The sequence below is a fragment of the Bacteroides salyersiae WAL 10018 = DSM 18765 = JCM 12988 genome (assembly GCF_000381365.1).
GTDB classification, from domain to species: Bacteria; Bacteroidota; Bacteroidia; order Bacteroidales; family Bacteroidaceae; genus Bacteroides; species Bacteroides salyersiae.
The window spans coordinates 254666-270549 of sequence record NZ_KB905468.1 but is presented as its reverse complement, the minus strand read 5'-3'; the positions used below and the strand labels follow the sequence as shown (position 1 = coordinate 270549).

General features: G+C 41.9%; 16 protein-coding genes. 12 read left to right on the top strand and 4 right to left on the bottom strand.

Translation table 11 applies throughout. The annotated features are described in order from the left end of the window. Nucleotides 1-32: 32 nt before the first annotated feature. The gene (locus HMPREF1532_RS18965) at nucleotides 33-470 is read right to left on the bottom strand and encodes an acyl-CoA thioesterase (protein ID WP_005933635.1); all 438 of its coding nucleotides are present in this window, start codon (nucleotides 468-470) and stop codon (nucleotides 33-35) included. Between the two features lie 78 nt (nucleotides 471-548). Between HMPREF1532_RS18965 and HMPREF1532_RS18960 the strand changes: the two genes are divergently transcribed. The 11 genes from HMPREF1532_RS18960 to glmM all read left to right on the top strand — a co-directional run bounded on the left by HMPREF1532_RS18960 (nucleotide 549) and on the right by glmM (nucleotide 12177). Further along, the gene (locus tag HMPREF1532_RS18960) at nucleotides 549-1112 is read left to right on the top strand and encodes an L-threonylcarbamoyladenylate synthase (protein WP_025818995.1); all 564 of its coding nucleotides are present in this window, start codon (nucleotides 549-551) and stop codon (nucleotides 1110-1112) included. Continuing rightward, complete coding sequence (locus tag HMPREF1532_RS18955; protein ID WP_005933629.1) at nucleotides 1113-1682, top strand: sugar transferase; 570 nt, start codon at nucleotides 1113-1115, stop codon at nucleotides 1680-1682. Nucleotides 1683-1689: 7 nt separating this feature from the next. Continuing rightward, nucleotides 1690-3480, top strand: coding sequence for a chloride channel protein (locus HMPREF1532_RS18950; protein WP_005933626.1), 1791 nt, complete (start codon nucleotides 1690-1692; stop codon nucleotides 3478-3480). A 184-nt stretch (nucleotides 3481-3664) separates the two neighbouring features. Next, the gene (fmt, locus tag HMPREF1532_RS18945; protein ID WP_005933623.1) at nucleotides 3665-4633 is read left to right on the top strand and encodes a methionyl-tRNA formyltransferase; all 969 of its coding nucleotides are present in this window, start codon (nucleotides 3665-3667) and stop codon (nucleotides 4631-4633) included. A 304-nt stretch (nucleotides 4634-4937) separates the two neighbouring features. Next, entirely contained in the window at nucleotides 4938-5531 is a 594-nt protein-coding gene (locus HMPREF1532_RS18940) for an RNA polymerase sigma factor (protein WP_005933619.1), read from the top strand. A 78-nt stretch (nucleotides 5532-5609) separates the two neighbouring features. Beyond that, on the top strand, nucleotides 5610-5783 hold the full coding sequence (locus tag HMPREF1532_RS21580) for a hypothetical protein (protein ID WP_005933617.1): 174 nt from the start codon (nucleotides 5610-5612) through the stop codon (nucleotides 5781-5783). A 69-nt stretch (nucleotides 5784-5852) separates the two neighbouring features. Then, complete coding sequence (gene rpe, locus HMPREF1532_RS18935; RefSeq protein ID WP_005933615.1) at nucleotides 5853-6503, top strand: ribulose-phosphate 3-epimerase; 651 nt, start codon at nucleotides 5853-5855, stop codon at nucleotides 6501-6503. 6 nt (nucleotides 6504-6509) lie between these two features. Continuing rightward, nucleotides 6510-8618: a ComEC/Rec2 family competence protein gene (locus tag HMPREF1532_RS18930; protein WP_005933613.1), complete on the top strand. Its 2109-nt coding sequence runs from the start codon at nucleotides 6510-6512 to the stop codon at nucleotides 8616-8618. Nucleotides 8619-8663: 45 nt separating this feature from the next. After that, the gene (locus HMPREF1532_RS18925) at nucleotides 8664-9698 is read left to right on the top strand and encodes a DHH family phosphoesterase (RefSeq protein WP_005933610.1); all 1035 of its coding nucleotides are present in this window, start codon (nucleotides 8664-8666) and stop codon (nucleotides 9696-9698) included. Between the two features lie 321 nt (nucleotides 9699-10019). Next, the gene (gene bamK / locus HMPREF1532_RS18920; protein ID WP_005933607.1) at nucleotides 10020-10718 is read left to right on the top strand and encodes a BamK family beta-barrel-assembly machinery protein; all 699 of its coding nucleotides are present in this window, start codon (nucleotides 10020-10022) and stop codon (nucleotides 10716-10718) included. A gap of 46 nt (nucleotides 10719-10764) precedes the next feature. After that, on the top strand, nucleotides 10765-12177 hold the full coding sequence (gene glmM / locus HMPREF1532_RS18915; protein WP_005933605.1) for a phosphoglucosamine mutase: 1413 nt from the start codon (nucleotides 10765-10767) through the stop codon (nucleotides 12175-12177). 209 nt (nucleotides 12178-12386) lie between these two features. Here glmM and HMPREF1532_RS18910 read toward each other — a convergent pair whose 3' ends face one another. After that, nucleotides 12387-12908, bottom strand: coding sequence for an NUDIX hydrolase (locus tag HMPREF1532_RS18910; RefSeq protein ID WP_005933603.1), 522 nt, complete (start codon nucleotides 12906-12908; stop codon nucleotides 12387-12389). A gap of 50 nt (nucleotides 12909-12958) precedes the next feature. After that, on the bottom strand, nucleotides 12959-14179 hold the full coding sequence (locus HMPREF1532_RS18905) for an S-adenosylmethionine:tRNA ribosyltransferase-isomerase (RefSeq protein ID WP_005933601.1): 1221 nt from the start codon (nucleotides 14177-14179) through the stop codon (nucleotides 12959-12961). An 80-nt stretch (nucleotides 14180-14259) separates the two neighbouring features. Here HMPREF1532_RS18905 and HMPREF1532_RS18900 point away from each other — a divergent pair, with 80 nt between their 5' ends. Next, nucleotides 14260-15312 carry a DUF2027 domain-containing protein gene (locus HMPREF1532_RS18900; protein WP_005933599.1) on the top strand — a complete coding sequence of 351 codons (1053 nt, stop codon included), beginning with the start codon at nucleotides 14260-14262 and terminating at the stop codon, nucleotides 15310-15312. Nucleotides 15313-15396: 84 nt separating this feature from the next. On the opposite strand, the gene HMPREF1532_RS18895 is transcribed toward HMPREF1532_RS18900, so the two are convergent. Then, nucleotides 15397-15753 (bottom strand): hypothetical protein, encoded by a 357-nt coding sequence (locus tag HMPREF1532_RS18895; RefSeq protein WP_005933596.1) that lies wholly within the window; start codon nucleotides 15751-15753, stop codon nucleotides 15397-15399. Nucleotides 15754-15884: the final 131 nt, after the last annotated feature.

The following is a 15884-nucleotide window of genomic DNA, read 5'->3' as shown; positions in this document are numbered from 1 at the left end:
TCCGGTTGGACGTTTTGAGGTAGCGGAAGATTCTATGCTTTTTTCTTTCTTACATCTCTTCCTTCGTATTCGCAGATGGCATTTATCCACTCTTCCGGCAGTGGTTTGGATTCGTGCTTATCCAGATCAAACGCTACCATGACGGAGGTACAGATGCATTTTACTTCTTCGGTTTCCACATCGATTACCCGTTGGATGAGGTGGAAACTTTTAGTGCCGATTTCCGATACGGCCGTTTGTACGGCAATCCGGTCCGATGCAAAAATCTGAGTGAGGAAGTTTGCTTCGATGTGAACTACTACAATACCATCTTTTTCCCAATCTACTCCTGGGCAGACAGAAGCGAAATATTCTGTTTTTCCAAGATCGTAAAATGAAAAGTAAACCGTGTTGTTGACATGACCGAATTTGTCTACATCATTGAAGCGTAGTTGTATAGGCAGGGTGTGGCGAAATTTAATTTCTTCCATTGTTTTCTCTTAAACTTTGTTATTACCATGCAAAAGTAGTATTTTTGCGCGTTATTCTCATCAGATATGAATCAAGAAATGATAGAAGATATTAAAAAAGCTTGCCAGGTAATGCAGGAGGGGGGAGTCATCCTTTATCCTACAGATACCGTTTGGGGATTGGGGTGCGACGCTACCAATCCGGATGCTGTGCGTAGGGTATATGAGATTAAGCAGCGTGCTGACAGCAAGGCGATGCTGGTATTGGTCGATTCGCCCGTAAAAGTAGATTTCTACGTACAGGATGTTCCTGATGTTGCATGGGATTTGATCGAGGTTGCTGATAAGCCGTTGACTATCATCTATTCCGGTGCACGTAACTTGGCTCCCAATCTGCTTGCTGAAGATGGCAGTGTAGGTATCCGTGTGACCGGTGAAGATTTTTCACGTCGCCTTTGTCAGCAATTTCGCAAAGCCATTGTTTCAACCTCGGCAAATATAAGCGGGCAACCGGGTGCAGCTAATTTCAGCGAGATAAGTGATGAGGTTAAATCACAAGTAGATTATGTTGTCGGTTTTCGTCAGGATGACATGAGCCGTCCGAAGCCGTCGAGTATTATTAAACTCGAAAAAGGTGGGGTAATAAAGATAATACGTGAATAGATGAAGCAGTTGATGGATTATATAGTGGCGGCGTTGGTGTTGCTGCTGTGTTGGCCATTACTGCTCTATATTGCTATTCGTATCCGCATGCAGGGAACGGGTAGTGTTTTTTACCAACAGGAGCGGTTGGGAAAGGGAGGTATTCCTTTTCGGATGGTGAAGTTTCGTACGATGGTGGCGGATGCCGAAGACGGCACTCCTTTGCTCGCTGTCTCCGATGATTGTCGTGTGACACCTTTCGGACGTACGTTGCGTAAACATCATCTGGATGAATTGCCACAATTTTGGAATGTGCTGAAAGGAGATATGTCCATTGTAGGCCCCCGCCCCGAACGTGCTTATTTCGTACAGCAGATTCTAAAGAAAGAACCCCGTTATAAACAGGTGTTCCGTTTGAAACCGGGAATTACTTCTTTGGGAATGGTGAAATTCGGTTATGCTAACACGACAGAGAAAATGGTTGAACGTGCCCGTTACGACCTTTATTATTTAGAACATTATAGCTTTTGGCTCGATATCAAAATTCTGCTGGCAACGGTCCGGGAGGTTTGGATCGGCAAAGGCATTTAAAAATAAGATGGAAAAAGAAAAGATTACTCTGATCCAACGTTTTATCCGTTGGCGTGAAAACAACATTAAGGAGAAACAGTTTATTCTGATTCTCAGTTTTCTTGTAGGTATTTTCACAGCATTTGCTGCACTGATTTTGAAGTTCTTTATCCATTCGATACAGAATTTCCTCACTGATAATTTCAATGCTACGGAAGCGAACTACCTTTATTTGGTTTACCCGGTGGTGGGTATCTTCTTGTCGGGATGGTTCGTGCGGAACATTGTGAAAGATGATATCAGTCATGGGGTGACAAAGATTCTGTATGCTATCTCTCGCCGGCAAGGACGTATTAAACGCCATAATGTGTGGTCGTCTACGATTGCCAGTGCCATTACTATCGGTTTTGGCGGGTCGGTCGGAGCAGAAGCGCCTATTGTACTGACAGGTTCGGCCATCGGCTCTAACTTAGGAAGTGTGTTCAAGATGGAACATCGTACGTTGATGCTGCTTGTGGGGTGTGGTGCTGCCGGGGCCATTGCGGGCATTTTCAAAGCGCCGATTGCAGGACTGGTGTTCACGCTGGAAGTACTGATGATCGATCTTACGATGTCGTCTTTGTTGCCTCTGCTTATTTCTGCCGTAACTGCTGCAACGGTTTCCTATATTGTTACCGGCACGGAAGCCATGTTTAAATTCCATCTCGATCAGGCGTTTGAGCTAGAACGTATTCCTTTCGTTATTTTGTTAGGAATCTTTTGCGGACTCGTTTCTCTTTATTTTACCCGTGCCATGAATTCGGTGGAAGGGGTTTTTGGAAAACTCAACAATCCGTATAAGAAATTAGCTTTAGGCGGTGTGATGCTGAGTGTACTCATCTTTCTTTTTCCTCCGCTTTATGGTGAAGGTTACGACACAATTGAACTGTTGCTGAATGGAACGAGTAATGCCGATTGGGATACGGTACTGAACAATTCTTTGTTTTATGGTTATGGCAACCTTTTGCTGGTCTATTTGTGTTTGATTATCCTATTGAAAGTTTTTGCTTCCAGTGCTACAAATGGTGGTGGCGGTTGTGGTGGTATTTTTGCGCCTTCGCTTTATTTGGGTTGTATTGCCGGGTTTATCTTTTCTCATTTCAGCAATGACTTTGAGTTCTCTGCTTATTTGCCCGAAAAGAATTTCGCACTCATGGGGATGGCGGGTGTGATGAGTGGAGTAATGCATGCCCCATTGACAGGGGTGTTCCTTATTGCCGAGTTGACAGGCGGCTATGACTTGTTTTTGCCGTTGATGATTGTTTCCGTCAGTTCTTATTTGACTATTATCGCTTTTGAGCCGCATAGTATTTATTCCATGCGTTTGGCAAAGAAAGGCCAGTTGCTGACTCATCATAAAGACCGTGCCGTACTCACATTGATGAAGATGGAAAATGTGGTTGAAACAGATTTTGTAACTGTTCATCCGGAAATGGATTTAGGGGAATTGGTGAAAGCGATAGCTTCTTCTCACCGTAATGTTTTTCCGGTAACTGATAAAGAGGGTGTTCTGATTGGCATTGTCCTGTTGGATGACATCCGGAATATAATGTTCCGACAAGAACTTTATCATCGTTTTACGGTTAGTAAATTGATGACATCCGCGCCGGCTAAATTGTTTAATACCGATGGTATGGAGCAGGTAATGCAGACTTTTGATGATACAAAAGCATGGAATTTACCTGTGGTGAACGAAGAAGGTAAGTATTTAGGATTTGTATCAAAGTCGAAAATATTCAATTCATATCGGCAGGTACTGGTGCATTTCTCGGAAGACTAAGAAATAATGTGCCAATATAATAATGTGCCAATGTGGCAATATGCTAATGTGCCAATTGGCTGCGCTATGTAGGGGATATAAAACAAATTGGTGCATTTCTGAATTAGTATATTGGCATTTTATTGGATAATTGTTATTTCATTCCTTAATTGGCATATTAGCACATTATTTAATTATTTATAGTATGAAGAAAGAAGATCTGAGAATCGTTTATATGGGTACGCCCGAGTTTGCGGTGGAAGGCCTGCGTTGCCTTGTAGAAGGCGGATACAATATAGTCGGTGTTATTACGATGCCCGATAAACCTGCCGGGCGTGGACATAAAATTCAATATTCTCCAGTCAAGCAGTATGCATTGGATCATGATCTCCCCCTGTTGCAGCCGGAAAAACTAAAGGATGAGGCTTTTGTACAGGCTTTGCGTGATTGGAAAGCCGATTTGCAGATTGTAGTTGCCTTTCGTATGTTGCCCGAGGTGGTATGGAATATGCCCCGTTTGGGAACTTTTAACTTGCATGCTTCTTTGCTTCCTCAATATCGTGGAGCAGCTCCGATTAATTGGGCGGTGATTAACGGTGATACGGAAACAGGTATTACTACTTTCTTTTTGAAACATGAGATAGATACGGGAGAAGTTATTCAGCAAGTTCGTGTTCCTATTGCCGATACGGATAATGTAGGTGTCGTACACGATAAATTGATGGTGTTAGGTGGCCGTTTAGTTGTAGAAACGGTAGATGCAATATTGAATGATGAGGTAAAAGCTATTCCACAAGACGAAATGGCTGTTGTTGGCGAACTCCGTTCTGCACCGAAGATATTTAAAGAGACCTGTAGAATCGATTGGAATCAACCGGTGAAACGTATTTATGATTTTATTCGCGGACTTTCTCCTTATCCGGCTGCATGGTGTGAACTTACCGACGCTACCGGTGAAGCGGTTGCCGTAAAAGTGTTTGAGACAGAAAAAATACAGGAGACTCATCAGTTGGTTCCCGGCACGATTGTTACAGACGGTAAAAACTATCTGAAAATAGCTGCGACTGATGGTTTTGTAGGTATCCTGACTCTTCAGCTTCCCGGCAAAAAACGACTGAGAACAGATGAACTATTGCGTGGGTATAAAATAGATAAAACGGCATTGATGAGGTAATAATTGGAGAATGAAAGAATTAAGGAATGAAGAGAATGAAGAAATTCATCTGTTGACAATATTAGCCGATTATTCAATTGACATATTTCACGTTATTTTACAACGCAGTCCATTGGCCCACTTTCATTCTTTCATTGATCATTAACTTCGCCAATGAGTTAATATTGTTGTCTCCATTAAAAATATTTCTCTTTTCTTTTGGTTCTTTCATTGGGATTCCTTTTCTTTGTCCCGAGTTATTAATCCTTTAAATATGAATGCCTATAGAAACACGTTACGCTAATTATATCTAATCGCATACGTAATGGACACATGGAATAACAAGGCTGACGAAACGTTGGTCGCTCTCTATGCTAAAGGAGAGAATCAGGCATTTAATGTTCTTCTGAACAGATATAAGGATAAGCTATATACCTATATTTATTATATAGTACGCAACTCCGAGATGACAGAAGACATTTTTCAAGAAACATTTATGAAGGCAATTATCACAATTCGCCAAGGACGTTATAATGAGAATGGCAAATTCTCAGCATGGTTGCGCCGTATTGCCCATAATTTGATTATTGACTCTTTCCGCCAAGAAAAATCCGAGAATCTGGTATCTTGCGATGAACCGGAAGTGAACATTCTGAACAATATAGGCTTGGCCGAAGGTACGATAGAAAATACGATTGTCAACCGGCAGATATTGGCGGATGTACGTCGTTTGATGGAATTTTTGCCGGATGAACAGCGCGAAGTGGTGTATATGCGTTTCTATCAAGATCTTAGTTTTAAAGAGATTGCCGAGCAAACAGGTGTAAGCATTAATACTTCTTTGGGTCGCATGCGCTATGCCATCCTTAATTTGCGTCGTATGGCAGAAAAGAATGGAGTCGTTCTTACCGTAGACTAAATTTAATTGAGTACCTATATACTAAAAGGTTTGTTTCCTACGTTCTAAAGGAAACAAACCTTTTGATATATAAGGCCTATGAATAAAAAAACTACTCCCTCTCATCAGCAGTGTCCCGAAGAAAAGCATTTGCCGGAAAGTAAGAGACTCCGGGTCAGTGAACAAACATTGGCTTTTCTGCGTTCTTTTGCAAGTAACTATTATGTAGAACAGCAATTGCCGCAAGGGTTGCAGGGGATTATTTTGGGATAAATTTGTTACTTCCGTTTATTCCCCCTACTTTTGTATCATTGTACTAAATTCTTAAAAAAAGACGGACTAATGAAACCAATGATATCACCATCTATTCTCTCGGCAGACTTTGCTCATTTGGCTAAGGATGTTGAAATGTTAAACCGTAGTGAAGCCGATTGGGTTCATATCGATATTATGGATGGGGTATTTGTTCCTAACATTTCCTTTGGATTTCCTGTATTGAAATATGTGGCAAAGTTGAGTGAGAAACCGCTTGATGTGCATCTGATGATCGTGCAGCCCGAGAAATTTATTCAGGAAGTGAAGGCATTGGGTGCTCATGTGATGACTGTACATTATGAGGCATGTCCTCATTTGCACAGGGTGGTACAGCAGATTCGGGAGGCCGGTATGCAACCGGCTGTGACCATTAATCCTGCTACTCCGGTGGCAATGCTCCAGGATATCATCCGTGATGTGTACATGGTGCTTATTATGAGCGTTAATCCCGGTTTTGGCGGGCAGAAGTTTATAGAGCACTCGGTTGAGAAAGTTCGTGAACTTCGTGCTTTGATAGAACGTACAGGCTCTAAGGCTTTGATCGAAGTAGATGGTGGTGTAAATGTGGAAACCGGTGCACGTTTGGTGGCTGCCGGAGCAGATATCTTAGTGGCAGGAAACGCAGTATTTGCCGCTGAAGATCCCGAAGGAATGATCCGTCGTTTGAAAGAGCTATAATAAATAATGCTCTTTGCCTGGCTACATCGCTATCCTTTTTTTCGCTTGTTAGGCCCTTTGATTGTGGGCATTTATTGCAGCGATGAACTTATTTTCCAGGGGCAATCCGGTTGGGTTGCCTCTTGTGTTTTTCCGCTATTCTTTTCTTTTCTCGGGATATTGATGCTTTCTTCTTTTCAGAAATGCTATTCCAGACGTTGGATATTCGGTGTTGTTCTTTTTTTCTTTTGCTTTGTTTTAGGTTTTATGAGGATGAATTGTCAAATGCAGGCGGTTGAATTTGCTTTTGGCAGTGAAGAAACGACTTATCGAATGTTTCTTGTAGAAGAACCACAGATAAAAGAACGAAACGTTTTCTGCCGGGTATTATTGACAGAACGGATTGATTCATCTTATCGAAAAACAACGCTGAATCACAAAGCTATTGTTTATTTGAGTAGGGATTCGCTTAGTGAATGTTTAGGTTGTGGTGACGAATTAATTGCCTATACCGGGTTTTCTACTCCTGCCAATAATGGGAATCCGGATGAGTTTGACTATGCCCGTTTTCTTCTTCGGCATCAGGTTAGTGCCATTGGAAATGTTCATACGGGTAAGTGGAGAAGAATTTCACAAGATGCTGTCCATTCGTTTCGGCAAAAGGCATTTGATTGCAGAGAGCGGGTATTGGCCATTTATCGTCATCTGGGATTCCAAGGAGATGATTTTGCGGTACTTTCTGCCCTTACCGTGGGGTATAAAGAGGGGTTGAGTGAGGAAATACGCGAGAGTTTTTCGGTATCCGGTTCCAGTCATGTACTGGCGTTGTCCGGTTTGCATATCGGTTTTTTGTATGCGTTGCTTTGGTTTTGTCTACGGTGGTTGCCGGGGCGTTGGCGGGCAATGGCGGTGTTGCGTACCTTATTGATCATTGCATTTCTTTGGGGATTTGCTTTTTTCACAGGACTGTCTGCTTCGGTGGTTCGTTCGGTATTTATGTTTTCTTTATTTGCTTTGTCGGGGCTGAGCCGGCGAAAGAATTTTTCTTTGAATACGCTTTTTGCGGTGGCTTTCTTTATGCTTCTCTGTCGGCCTGTCTGGCTGTTTGACGTTGGTTTCCAGCTTTCGTTTTGTGCAGTGACGGCTATATTGCTATTACAACCGCGGATATACAGGTGGTTTCCCGGAGTACATTCCCGCATCGGTCATTATCTGTGCAGTTTGATGAGTGTCTCTATTGCGGCGCAGATTGGTACGGCTCCGTTGGTACTTCTGTATTTTTCTCGATTCTCTACACATTTTTTGCTGACCAATTTATTGGTAATACCTCTTGTTTCCTTTATTATGTATGCAACTGTCATCATGTTGTTGTTTACGCCTTATTTTCCTCTTCAATCGATTATTGCGATAGGAGTAAAGTGGCTGATCGGATTGTTGAACTTTTGCGTCCGTTGGGTAGAGCAACTTCCCTGGGCATCCTTTGATGGCATATGGCTTTACGGTACAGATGTATTGGGTATCTATCTTTTTCTCTTTTTATTAGGATACTATTTGAATACATGCAAAGCGAGGAATTTGATTCTTAGTGTTTTCTGTTTGTTGGCTGTTTGTACTTGCCATATGGTACGGCAGGCTAATGATCGTCCTAAACCGGGTTTTGTGTTTTATAATGTTCGTAACTGCCCTGCGGTTCACTGTTTGGCAGCCGATGGGCATTCCTGGCTGATTTATGCAGATAGCATTCCGGATACTTCCCGCTTGCGTAAAGCTGTTTCCGGATATTGGAATCGCTTGCATCTGGAGCCACCACAAGCTATAATTACGGACTATACAGGGGATATGTTGGCTTATCGTGATCATATTCTTTCTTATTCCGGTCAGCGCATTTGTGTGGTTAGTGATAACCGTTGGCGGAACAAATGGGCGGCTCAGCCGTTATCTATAGATTATCTTTATTTGTGTAAGGGGTATGATGGCTGTTTGAAAGAACTGTTGGAGTTGTTTACGGTTCGTACTGTAATATTGGATGCTTCCCTTTCTGATCGTCGCCGGCAGGCATACGGGAAAGAGTGCAGACAGTTGGATCTTCCTTTTATATCACTGCCGGATGAAGGTTCTGTGAGCTTTATGCTTTAAGTATGAAGAAATATCGTAATTTTGCCGTGAAATAATATATAGTATATGTTGACTAAAGTAATTGAACAAGCTAAGATAGATCATTTTACGAAATGGTTTGAACGTGCTGATAAGATAGTGATTGTGTCTCATGTGTCGCCCGATGGTGATGCGATCGGTTCCTCTTTAGGGTTAGCCCAATTTTTGGATTCACAGGATAAAACCGTCAATGTTATTGTACCCAACGCTTTTCCCGATTTCCTGAAATGGATGCCTGGCAGTAAAGATATTCTGCTCTATGACCGCTATAAGGAGTTTGCTGATAAATTGATAAACGAGGCTGATATTATTTGTTGTCTCGACTTTAATTCTTTGAAACGTATTGAGGAAATGGCGGATTCGGTAGCAACTTCTCCCGCCCGTAAAATCCTGATTGATCATCACCTTTATCCGGAAGATTTTTGTCGGATCGTCATTTCTCATCCGGAAATTTCTTCCACTTCCGAACTTGTTTTCCGTTTGATTTGTCGTATGGGGTATTTCAGTGATATTTCTCGTGAAGGTGCCGAATGTATCTATACAGGTATGATGACCGATACCGGAGGGTTTACATATAATTCCAATAACCGTGAGATTTACTTTATTATAAGCGAATTGTTGTCTAAAGGAATTGATAAGGATGATATTTATCGAAAGGTGTACAATACTTATTCGGAGAGTCGGTTGAGATTGATGGGATACGTATTGTCAAATATGAAAGTCTATCGTGAGTACAATTCCGCATTGATTTCTTTGACTAAAGAAGAACAAGGTAAGTTCGACTATATTAAAGGTGATAGCGAAGGATTTGTCAATATCCCTCTTTCAATAAAGAATGTTCGTTTTTCTTGTTTCTTACGGGAAGATACAGAGAGAAGGATAATTAAGATCTCCTTGCGTTCTGTCGGAACATTCCCTTGTAATAAGTTAGCTGCGGAATTCTTCAATGGCGGTGGACATCTGAATGCCTCAGGCGGTGAGTTTACCGGTACGATGGCCGAAGCTAAGCAGGTTTTTGAAGAAGCATTGAAAAAATATAAAACGTTGCTGACGGAAAACTAAAAAAGAGATGAAGAGATTAATGGGAGATGAAAGAAGTAAATGAGCCTTTTAGGCGATGAGTTTTATCTTATTGGAACGATGAGTTTCATTCTGTTGCAACACTAAGTTTCATTCTATCGGAACAATGAGTTCCAATAGAATGAATCATAGTGTTTCTCCCATCTCTCATCTTCCATCTTCCCTTAATCCTCCTTCTTCTCTTAATTCCCTCCTTTCTTTTGAACTAAATAAGTTAAAAGTGTTGAACTTTCAACTCTCAACATTCAATTTTCAACTAAATTGCGGTACATTTGTACGGACATATAGTTAAGATACAGACGAATGAAGAAACTTATATTATTATTTATCTCTCTGCTGGCTGTTGGAGCCGCTTTTCAATCATGTGATAATACGAAGACCTATGCCGAGATGCTTGAGGAAGAGAGAGATGGTGTGAATGATTTTATTAATAAGTATAATATTCAGGTAATCTCCGAAAGTGAATTTCTGGTGGATACCATCACTAAATGTGAACCCGATTATCCGGGATACAATCAATATGTCGGTTTTTCGAATGGTGTCTATATGCAGATTGTGAAACGTTTTGGAACTCCGCGTGCATCATCTGTTCCTTATCCGAATCTGGAGTCTGCTCTTCCTTTTGAAAACAACAATCTGATCCTTGTACGCTTTATAGAGAAAGATATTCTTACGGACTCTATTACATTAGCTTCTAATGTTGATAATCCTTATTTGGATGCTTTGAATATTTATCCGGCAGGCTTCCGCTATACGGTTAGTGGGACTACTATTTACGGGCAGTTTGTGCAGGAGCCGGGGATTTCTTCTTACTATTATTATGACTATACCATAGATGGCATGTATGGTACTTCTGTTCCTGCAGGCTGGCTTATGGCGTTGCAATATGTGAAAGATGGTGCGCACGTAAAGTTGATTGTTCCTTCGAAGAGCGGACACTCGATTGCACAGCAGAAAGTATATCCTTACTTCTATGATATACGGGAACTTTCTATCGATTAATACAACACTGATACAACTAACTTTAATTTTTGATATTTAAATCCTTATGACTCTAATCAAATCTATCTCTGGTATCCGCGGAACGATTGGCGGAGGGGCAGGCGAGGGATTGAACCCGCTTGACATAGTGAAATTCACGTCGGCTTATGCCACTTTGATTCGTAAAACATGTAAATCGACCAGTAATAAAATCGTTGTAGGCCGTGATGCACGTATCTCCGGTGAAATGGTGAAGAACGTAGTAGTCGGTACTCTTATGGGTATGGGTTGGGATGTAGTAGATATTGATCTTGCTTCTACTCCTACTACCGAGTTGGCTGTAACGATGGAGGGAGCTTGCGGAGGTATTATCCTGACCGCTTCGCATAATCCTAAACAGTGGAATGCATTGAAACTTCTCAACGAGCATGGCGAGTTCCTGAATGCAGCCGAAGGAAATGAAGTTCTTCGCATTGCCGAAGCGGAAGAATTTGATTATGCCGATGTAGACCATCTCGGTTCTTATCGCAAAGACCTTACTTATAACACAAAGCATATTGACAGTGTGCTGGCACTCGACTTGGTGGATGTGGACGCTATAAAGAAAGCAGACTTCCGTGTGGCGATCGATTGTGTAAATTCGGTTGGTGGAATTATACTTCCCGAGTTGTTGGAACGTTTGGGCGTGAAGCATGTAGAAAAGCTCTATTGTGAGCCTACCGGAAACTTTGCACACAATCCGGAGCCGCTTGAAAAGAATTTGGGAGATATCATGAATCTTATGAAAGGCGGTAAGGCAGATGTGGCTTTTGTTGTAGATCCGGATGTGGATCGCTTGGCTATGATTTGTGAAAACGGTGTGATGTATGGCGAAGAATATACATTGGTAACCGTAGCCGATTATGTATTGAAGCATACTCCGGGCAATACGGTTTCTAATTTAAGTTCTACCCGCGCTTTGCGTGATGTGACTCGTAAATATGGTATGGAATACAATGCTTCGGCGGTAGGCGAGGTTAATGTGGTGACTAAGATGAAAGCTACCAATGCCGTTATTGGTGGTGAAGGCAACGGTGGAGTTATTTATCCGGCCAGTCATTACGGACGTGATGCTTTGGTAGGTATCGCCCTTTTCCTCAGCCATTTGGCTCATGAAGGTAAAAAGGTGAGCGAGTTGCGTGCTACTTATCCTCCTTACTTTATTGCCAAGAATCGTGTAGATCTTACTCCGGAAATAGATGTGGATGCTATTTTGGCTAAGGTGAAGGAAATCTATAAGAACGAGGAGATTAATGATATCGACGGTGTGAAGATTGATTTTGCCGACAAATGGGTACACTTGCGTAAGAGTAATACGGAACCGATTATCCGTGTGTATAGCGAGGCATCTACAATGGAAGCTGCCGAAGAAATCGGGCAGAAGATCATGGATGTCATTAACGATTTGGCAAAAAATAAAACTGTATTTAGTTTTAGCTAATACAGTATTTATTGTTGTAATCATAAAGTAACTCAGTTAAACTACACATATTAAAATTAAAGAGGAGGTCAGTGACTTCCTCTTTTTTATATATACCTGTAAGAATCTCTTTAGGAAGTATTCTTAGTATACTTTTAAAACGGTTTTTAGTAAAGATAGGTTAGTATATAACGATATGTTTCATTATCGGTTGTGATAACATTTCGCTATTATACTTTGTTCGAAGTGTGTAACGCAATGACTTTCTCTATCTCTCCTTCAAAATTTGGAGTAAACACCTCTTTTCCCAAGTTCTCTTTTATCTCTTCCAAACTCCAGAATCGGCCACCATTTAATTCATCGCTGGGGTGTATTTCTCCGTCGTATATGGTTTTGTGTACGAAGACGAGCTCCCGTTCGCGGGTAGATTCAAAAATATAACTGGTTAACTTTTCCGGCATAAAATCCGTGATACCTAATTCTTCCTGTGTTTCGCGTCTTAGGGCAATATCTACACTTTCCCCCAAGTCGATGTGCCCTCCTACAGAGGTATCCCATTTCCCCGGCTGTATGTCTTTCCAATCCGGACGTTTCTGTAAATATAGTTCTCCTTTACTATTGAAAACATGCAGGTGTATTACCGGATGGAGCAGTTTGCTGCCGTTATGGCATTCGCCACGGGTGGCGGCAGCGATGATGTTTCCTTCTTCGTCTACAACGGGGAACATCTCTTCGTTATTATCGCTTTGCATCTTTATTGTCTTTTAAAAGGTTTAGTTCGCCTTGAATGGCATATGAATGTTTATGGGATCAGCAACGATGAATCTCCGTAACTCAGAAAACGGAAATCGTGACTGAGTGCATAGTCGTATATCGTTCGCCAGTTTCCTTTTACAAATGCTGAAACCAAAAGCAGCAAGGTACTTTGCGGCTGGTGGAAATTGGTTATCATTGCTTTTACTATCTTATAGTCGTATCCGGGGGCGATGATGATCTGTGTACTGGTGTGCAAAGTCTCCATACCGTTGTAATCAAGGTAATCCAGTATTTTCTGAAGCGCCACGACCGGCGGAATCTCATCGTATTTTTCGTAGGGTTGCCATTGGCGTACGTGGAGTTCCTCTTCTGTTGCTTGTGGATTGGCAGCCAGAGTTACTCCGATATGATACAGACTTTCTAAAGTACGTACCGAGGTTGTTCCCACGGCAATGGCACAGGCGTTATGGCCGATCAACTTCCGGAGGGTCGAACGTGAGACGGAAATGTATTCCGTATGCATTTCGTGTCCTTCAATTTCTTCACTTTTTACCGGTTTGAATGTTCCTGCGCCCACATGCAATGTCAGTTCTTCCAGATCGACTCCTTTTTTTCGGAGAGTATCCAGTACCCGTGGTGTAAAGTGAAGTCCTGCTGTCGGGGCGGCTACGGAACCTTTTATTTTTGAATATACCGTTTGATAAGTCTCCTTGTCGCTTTCCTGGGTTTCCCGGTTCAGGTAGGGCGGGATGGGCAACTCTCCGAAAACCTCTAAGATATCGGCAAAGGTGACTTCGGAATTATTCCAAGAGAAGTCTACCCAGTGGCTTGTTCCCCGGCATTCGCCACGTGTGGCGGTAAGTGTGAGCGGATGTCCCTTTACCGTCAGTTCTCTGTGGAGCGGGCCCTCTTTCCATTTCTTCAGGTTGCCGATCATGCAGAGCCATGCTGCATGTTCCGTTTGCTGAAAGTTCAGTGCGTAGTCATTCGGTTGGACAGGCTCGAGACAAAACACCTCTATCAGTGCTCCTGTTTCTTTACGGAAGTGGAGGCGGGCCTGAATGACTTTCGTGTTGTTGAATATCATCAGGCTGTCTTTGGCGAGGTATTTGGGAAGAGAGGTAAACACGTCTTCGGTTACTGCACCTTGACGGTATACGAGCAGTTTTGACTGGTCACGTACGGGAAGGGGAAATTTGGCGATACGTTCCTCCGGCAGGGGATAGTTGTATTCGCTAATACGGATATGTTTAGGGTTTTCTTTCATCTTTTCTTTCATTGCGATCGCAAAAGTAACTATATTTGCCCTAAATTGTAGTTTGTAAACGGTAAATTGTAAATAGAAAAATGAAAATAGGTGATAAAGTGCGCTTTCTCAGTGAAGTAGGCGGGGGAATTGTGAAAGGTTTCCAGGGAAAAGACATTGTGTTGGTGGAAGATGCGGACGGATTTGATATCCCGATGCAGGTTCGTGAGTGCGTGGTGATTGAAACGGACGACTATAACATAAATAGAAAACCGGCTGCGGCTCCTAAAAAGGCTGAAGAACCTGCCAAGCCCGTCAAACCGGAAATTCCTGTTCTGCAGCGTCGACCGGAAATGCGGGGTGGGGATGTTCTGAACGTTTTTTTAGCTTTCGTGCCCGAAGATGTCAAGGCTATCAGCAGCACTGCTTTCGAGGCTTATCTGGTGAATGATAGTAATTACTATCTTTATTATACTTACCTCAGTGCTGAAGGCAAGGCTTGGAAAACTCGCTCTCACGGATTGGCAGAGCCTAATACGAAGCTGTTTCTTGAGGATTTTACCAAAGACGTATTGAATGAATTGGAGCGTGTTTCCATACAGTTTATTGCTTTTAAGGACAGCAAGACTTTCTCTGTGAAACCGGTGGTCAGTGTGGAGCTTCGTATCGATACGGTAAAGTTCTATAAACTGCATACTTTCCGTGAATCGGATTTCTTTGAAGAGCCGGCATTGATTTATGATATCATAACAAATGATGTTCCGGCTAAGCAGGTGTATGTTTCGGCCGAAGAAATACAGGCGGCTCTGTTGCAGAAAAAAGATGTGGAGAAACCTAAATCACAGCCGATCGTGAAACGGGGTGTTTCCAATGGTATTGTGGAGGTAGATCTGCATATCAATGAATTGTTGGATGATACTCATGGTATGAGTAATGCCGAGATATTGAATTATCAGTTGGATAAGTTTCGTGAGGTGATGGAACGGTATAAGACAAAGCGCGAACAAAAAATAGTTTTCATTCACGGTAAGGGAGATGGAGTACTCCGCAAGGCCTTACTCGATGAGTTAAAGCGCAAATATAGCACTTGCCGTTATCAGGACGCTTCTTTTCAGGAATATGGTTTTGGAGCTACATTGGTAACTATCCGTTAGGTTTCGTTACGAAGTAATGATAGAAAAAAAGGTGCCGACGCATAAAACTGTCGACACCTTTTTCACATTTATGTATTAATCAATTTACTTGCTCAGTTCAATGCCTTTATTCTTTAAAGTGATGTTCAGTAAAGCTGTGTATTTGGCATACTGTTCATCGGTGAGCGTTCTTTTCATCAATTTCAGGTTTCCGTAAACGGCGTTGTGCAACTTTGTTTCCTTATTTTTTCTGGCAACAGTAGCACGTCCCATCTGTTCTGTGAAATATTCACAGATATTGGAAACCTCTTCACTTTGTACTGAATTTAAATTCAGATACTGACTCAACTTATTTACGTTGATGTTTCCTTCCCATTTTGCAGTCGTAGGTTGGTTTCCTGCTGCAAAAGTCATAGCAGCCAGGCAGAATGCTGCCACGAATGTTAATCCTAATCTTTTCATAATACCTACTTTTTAATTGTTATACCTAAAAACTAATCCTAAAAACTAAATCTAATACCTATTGAAAACGTAGTTAAGCGCTTAATTTTTCTTTTTACCTATGCAAATATAAGAATATGTTTTATAGCATA

Coding starts and splice junctions, on each gene's coding strand:
- HMPREF1532_RS18965 (WP_005933635.1), bottom strand. CDS start 470: ATGGAAGAAATTAAATTTCGCCACACCCTGCCTATACAACTACGCTTC.
- HMPREF1532_RS18960 (WP_025818995.1), top strand. CDS start 549: ATGATAGAAGATATTAAAAAAGCTTGCCAGGTAATGCAGGAGGGGGGA.
- HMPREF1532_RS18955 (WP_005933629.1), top strand. CDS start 1,113: ATGAAGCAGTTGATGGATTATATAGTGGCGGCGTTGGTGTTGCTGCTG.
- HMPREF1532_RS18950 (WP_005933626.1), top strand. CDS start 1,690: ATGGAAAAAGAAAAGATTACTCTGATCCAACGTTTTATCCGTTGGCGT.
- fmt (WP_005933623.1), top strand. CDS start 3,665: ATGAAGAAAGAAGATCTGAGAATCGTTTATATGGGTACGCCCGAGTTT.
- HMPREF1532_RS18940 (WP_005933619.1), top strand. CDS start 4,938: ATGGACACATGGAATAACAAGGCTGACGAAACGTTGGTCGCTCTCTAT.
- HMPREF1532_RS21580 (WP_005933617.1), top strand. CDS start 5,610: ATGAATAAAAAAACTACTCCCTCTCATCAGCAGTGTCCCGAAGAAAAG.
- rpe (WP_005933615.1), top strand. CDS start 5,853: ATGAAACCAATGATATCACCATCTATTCTCTCGGCAGACTTTGCTCAT.
- HMPREF1532_RS18930 (WP_005933613.1), top strand. CDS start 6,510: ATGCTCTTTGCCTGGCTACATCGCTATCCTTTTTTTCGCTTGTTAGGC.
- HMPREF1532_RS18925 (WP_005933610.1), top strand. CDS start 8,664: ATGTTGACTAAAGTAATTGAACAAGCTAAGATAGATCATTTTACGAAA.
- bamK (WP_005933607.1), top strand. CDS start 10,020: ATGAAGAAACTTATATTATTATTTATCTCTCTGCTGGCTGTTGGAGCC.
- glmM (WP_005933605.1), top strand. CDS start 10,765: ATGACTCTAATCAAATCTATCTCTGGTATCCGCGGAACGATTGGCGGA.
- HMPREF1532_RS18910 (WP_005933603.1), bottom strand. CDS start 12,908: ATGCAAAGCGATAATAACGAAGAGATGTTCCCCGTTGTAGACGAAGAA.
- HMPREF1532_RS18905 (WP_005933601.1), bottom strand. CDS start 14,179: ATGAAAGAAAACCCTAAACATATCCGTATTAGCGAATACAACTATCCC.
- HMPREF1532_RS18900 (WP_005933599.1), top strand. CDS start 14,260: ATGAAAATAGGTGATAAAGTGCGCTTTCTCAGTGAAGTAGGCGGGGGA.
- HMPREF1532_RS18895 (WP_005933596.1), bottom strand. CDS start 15,753: ATGAAAAGATTAGGATTAACATTCGTGGCAGCATTCTGCCTGGCTGCT.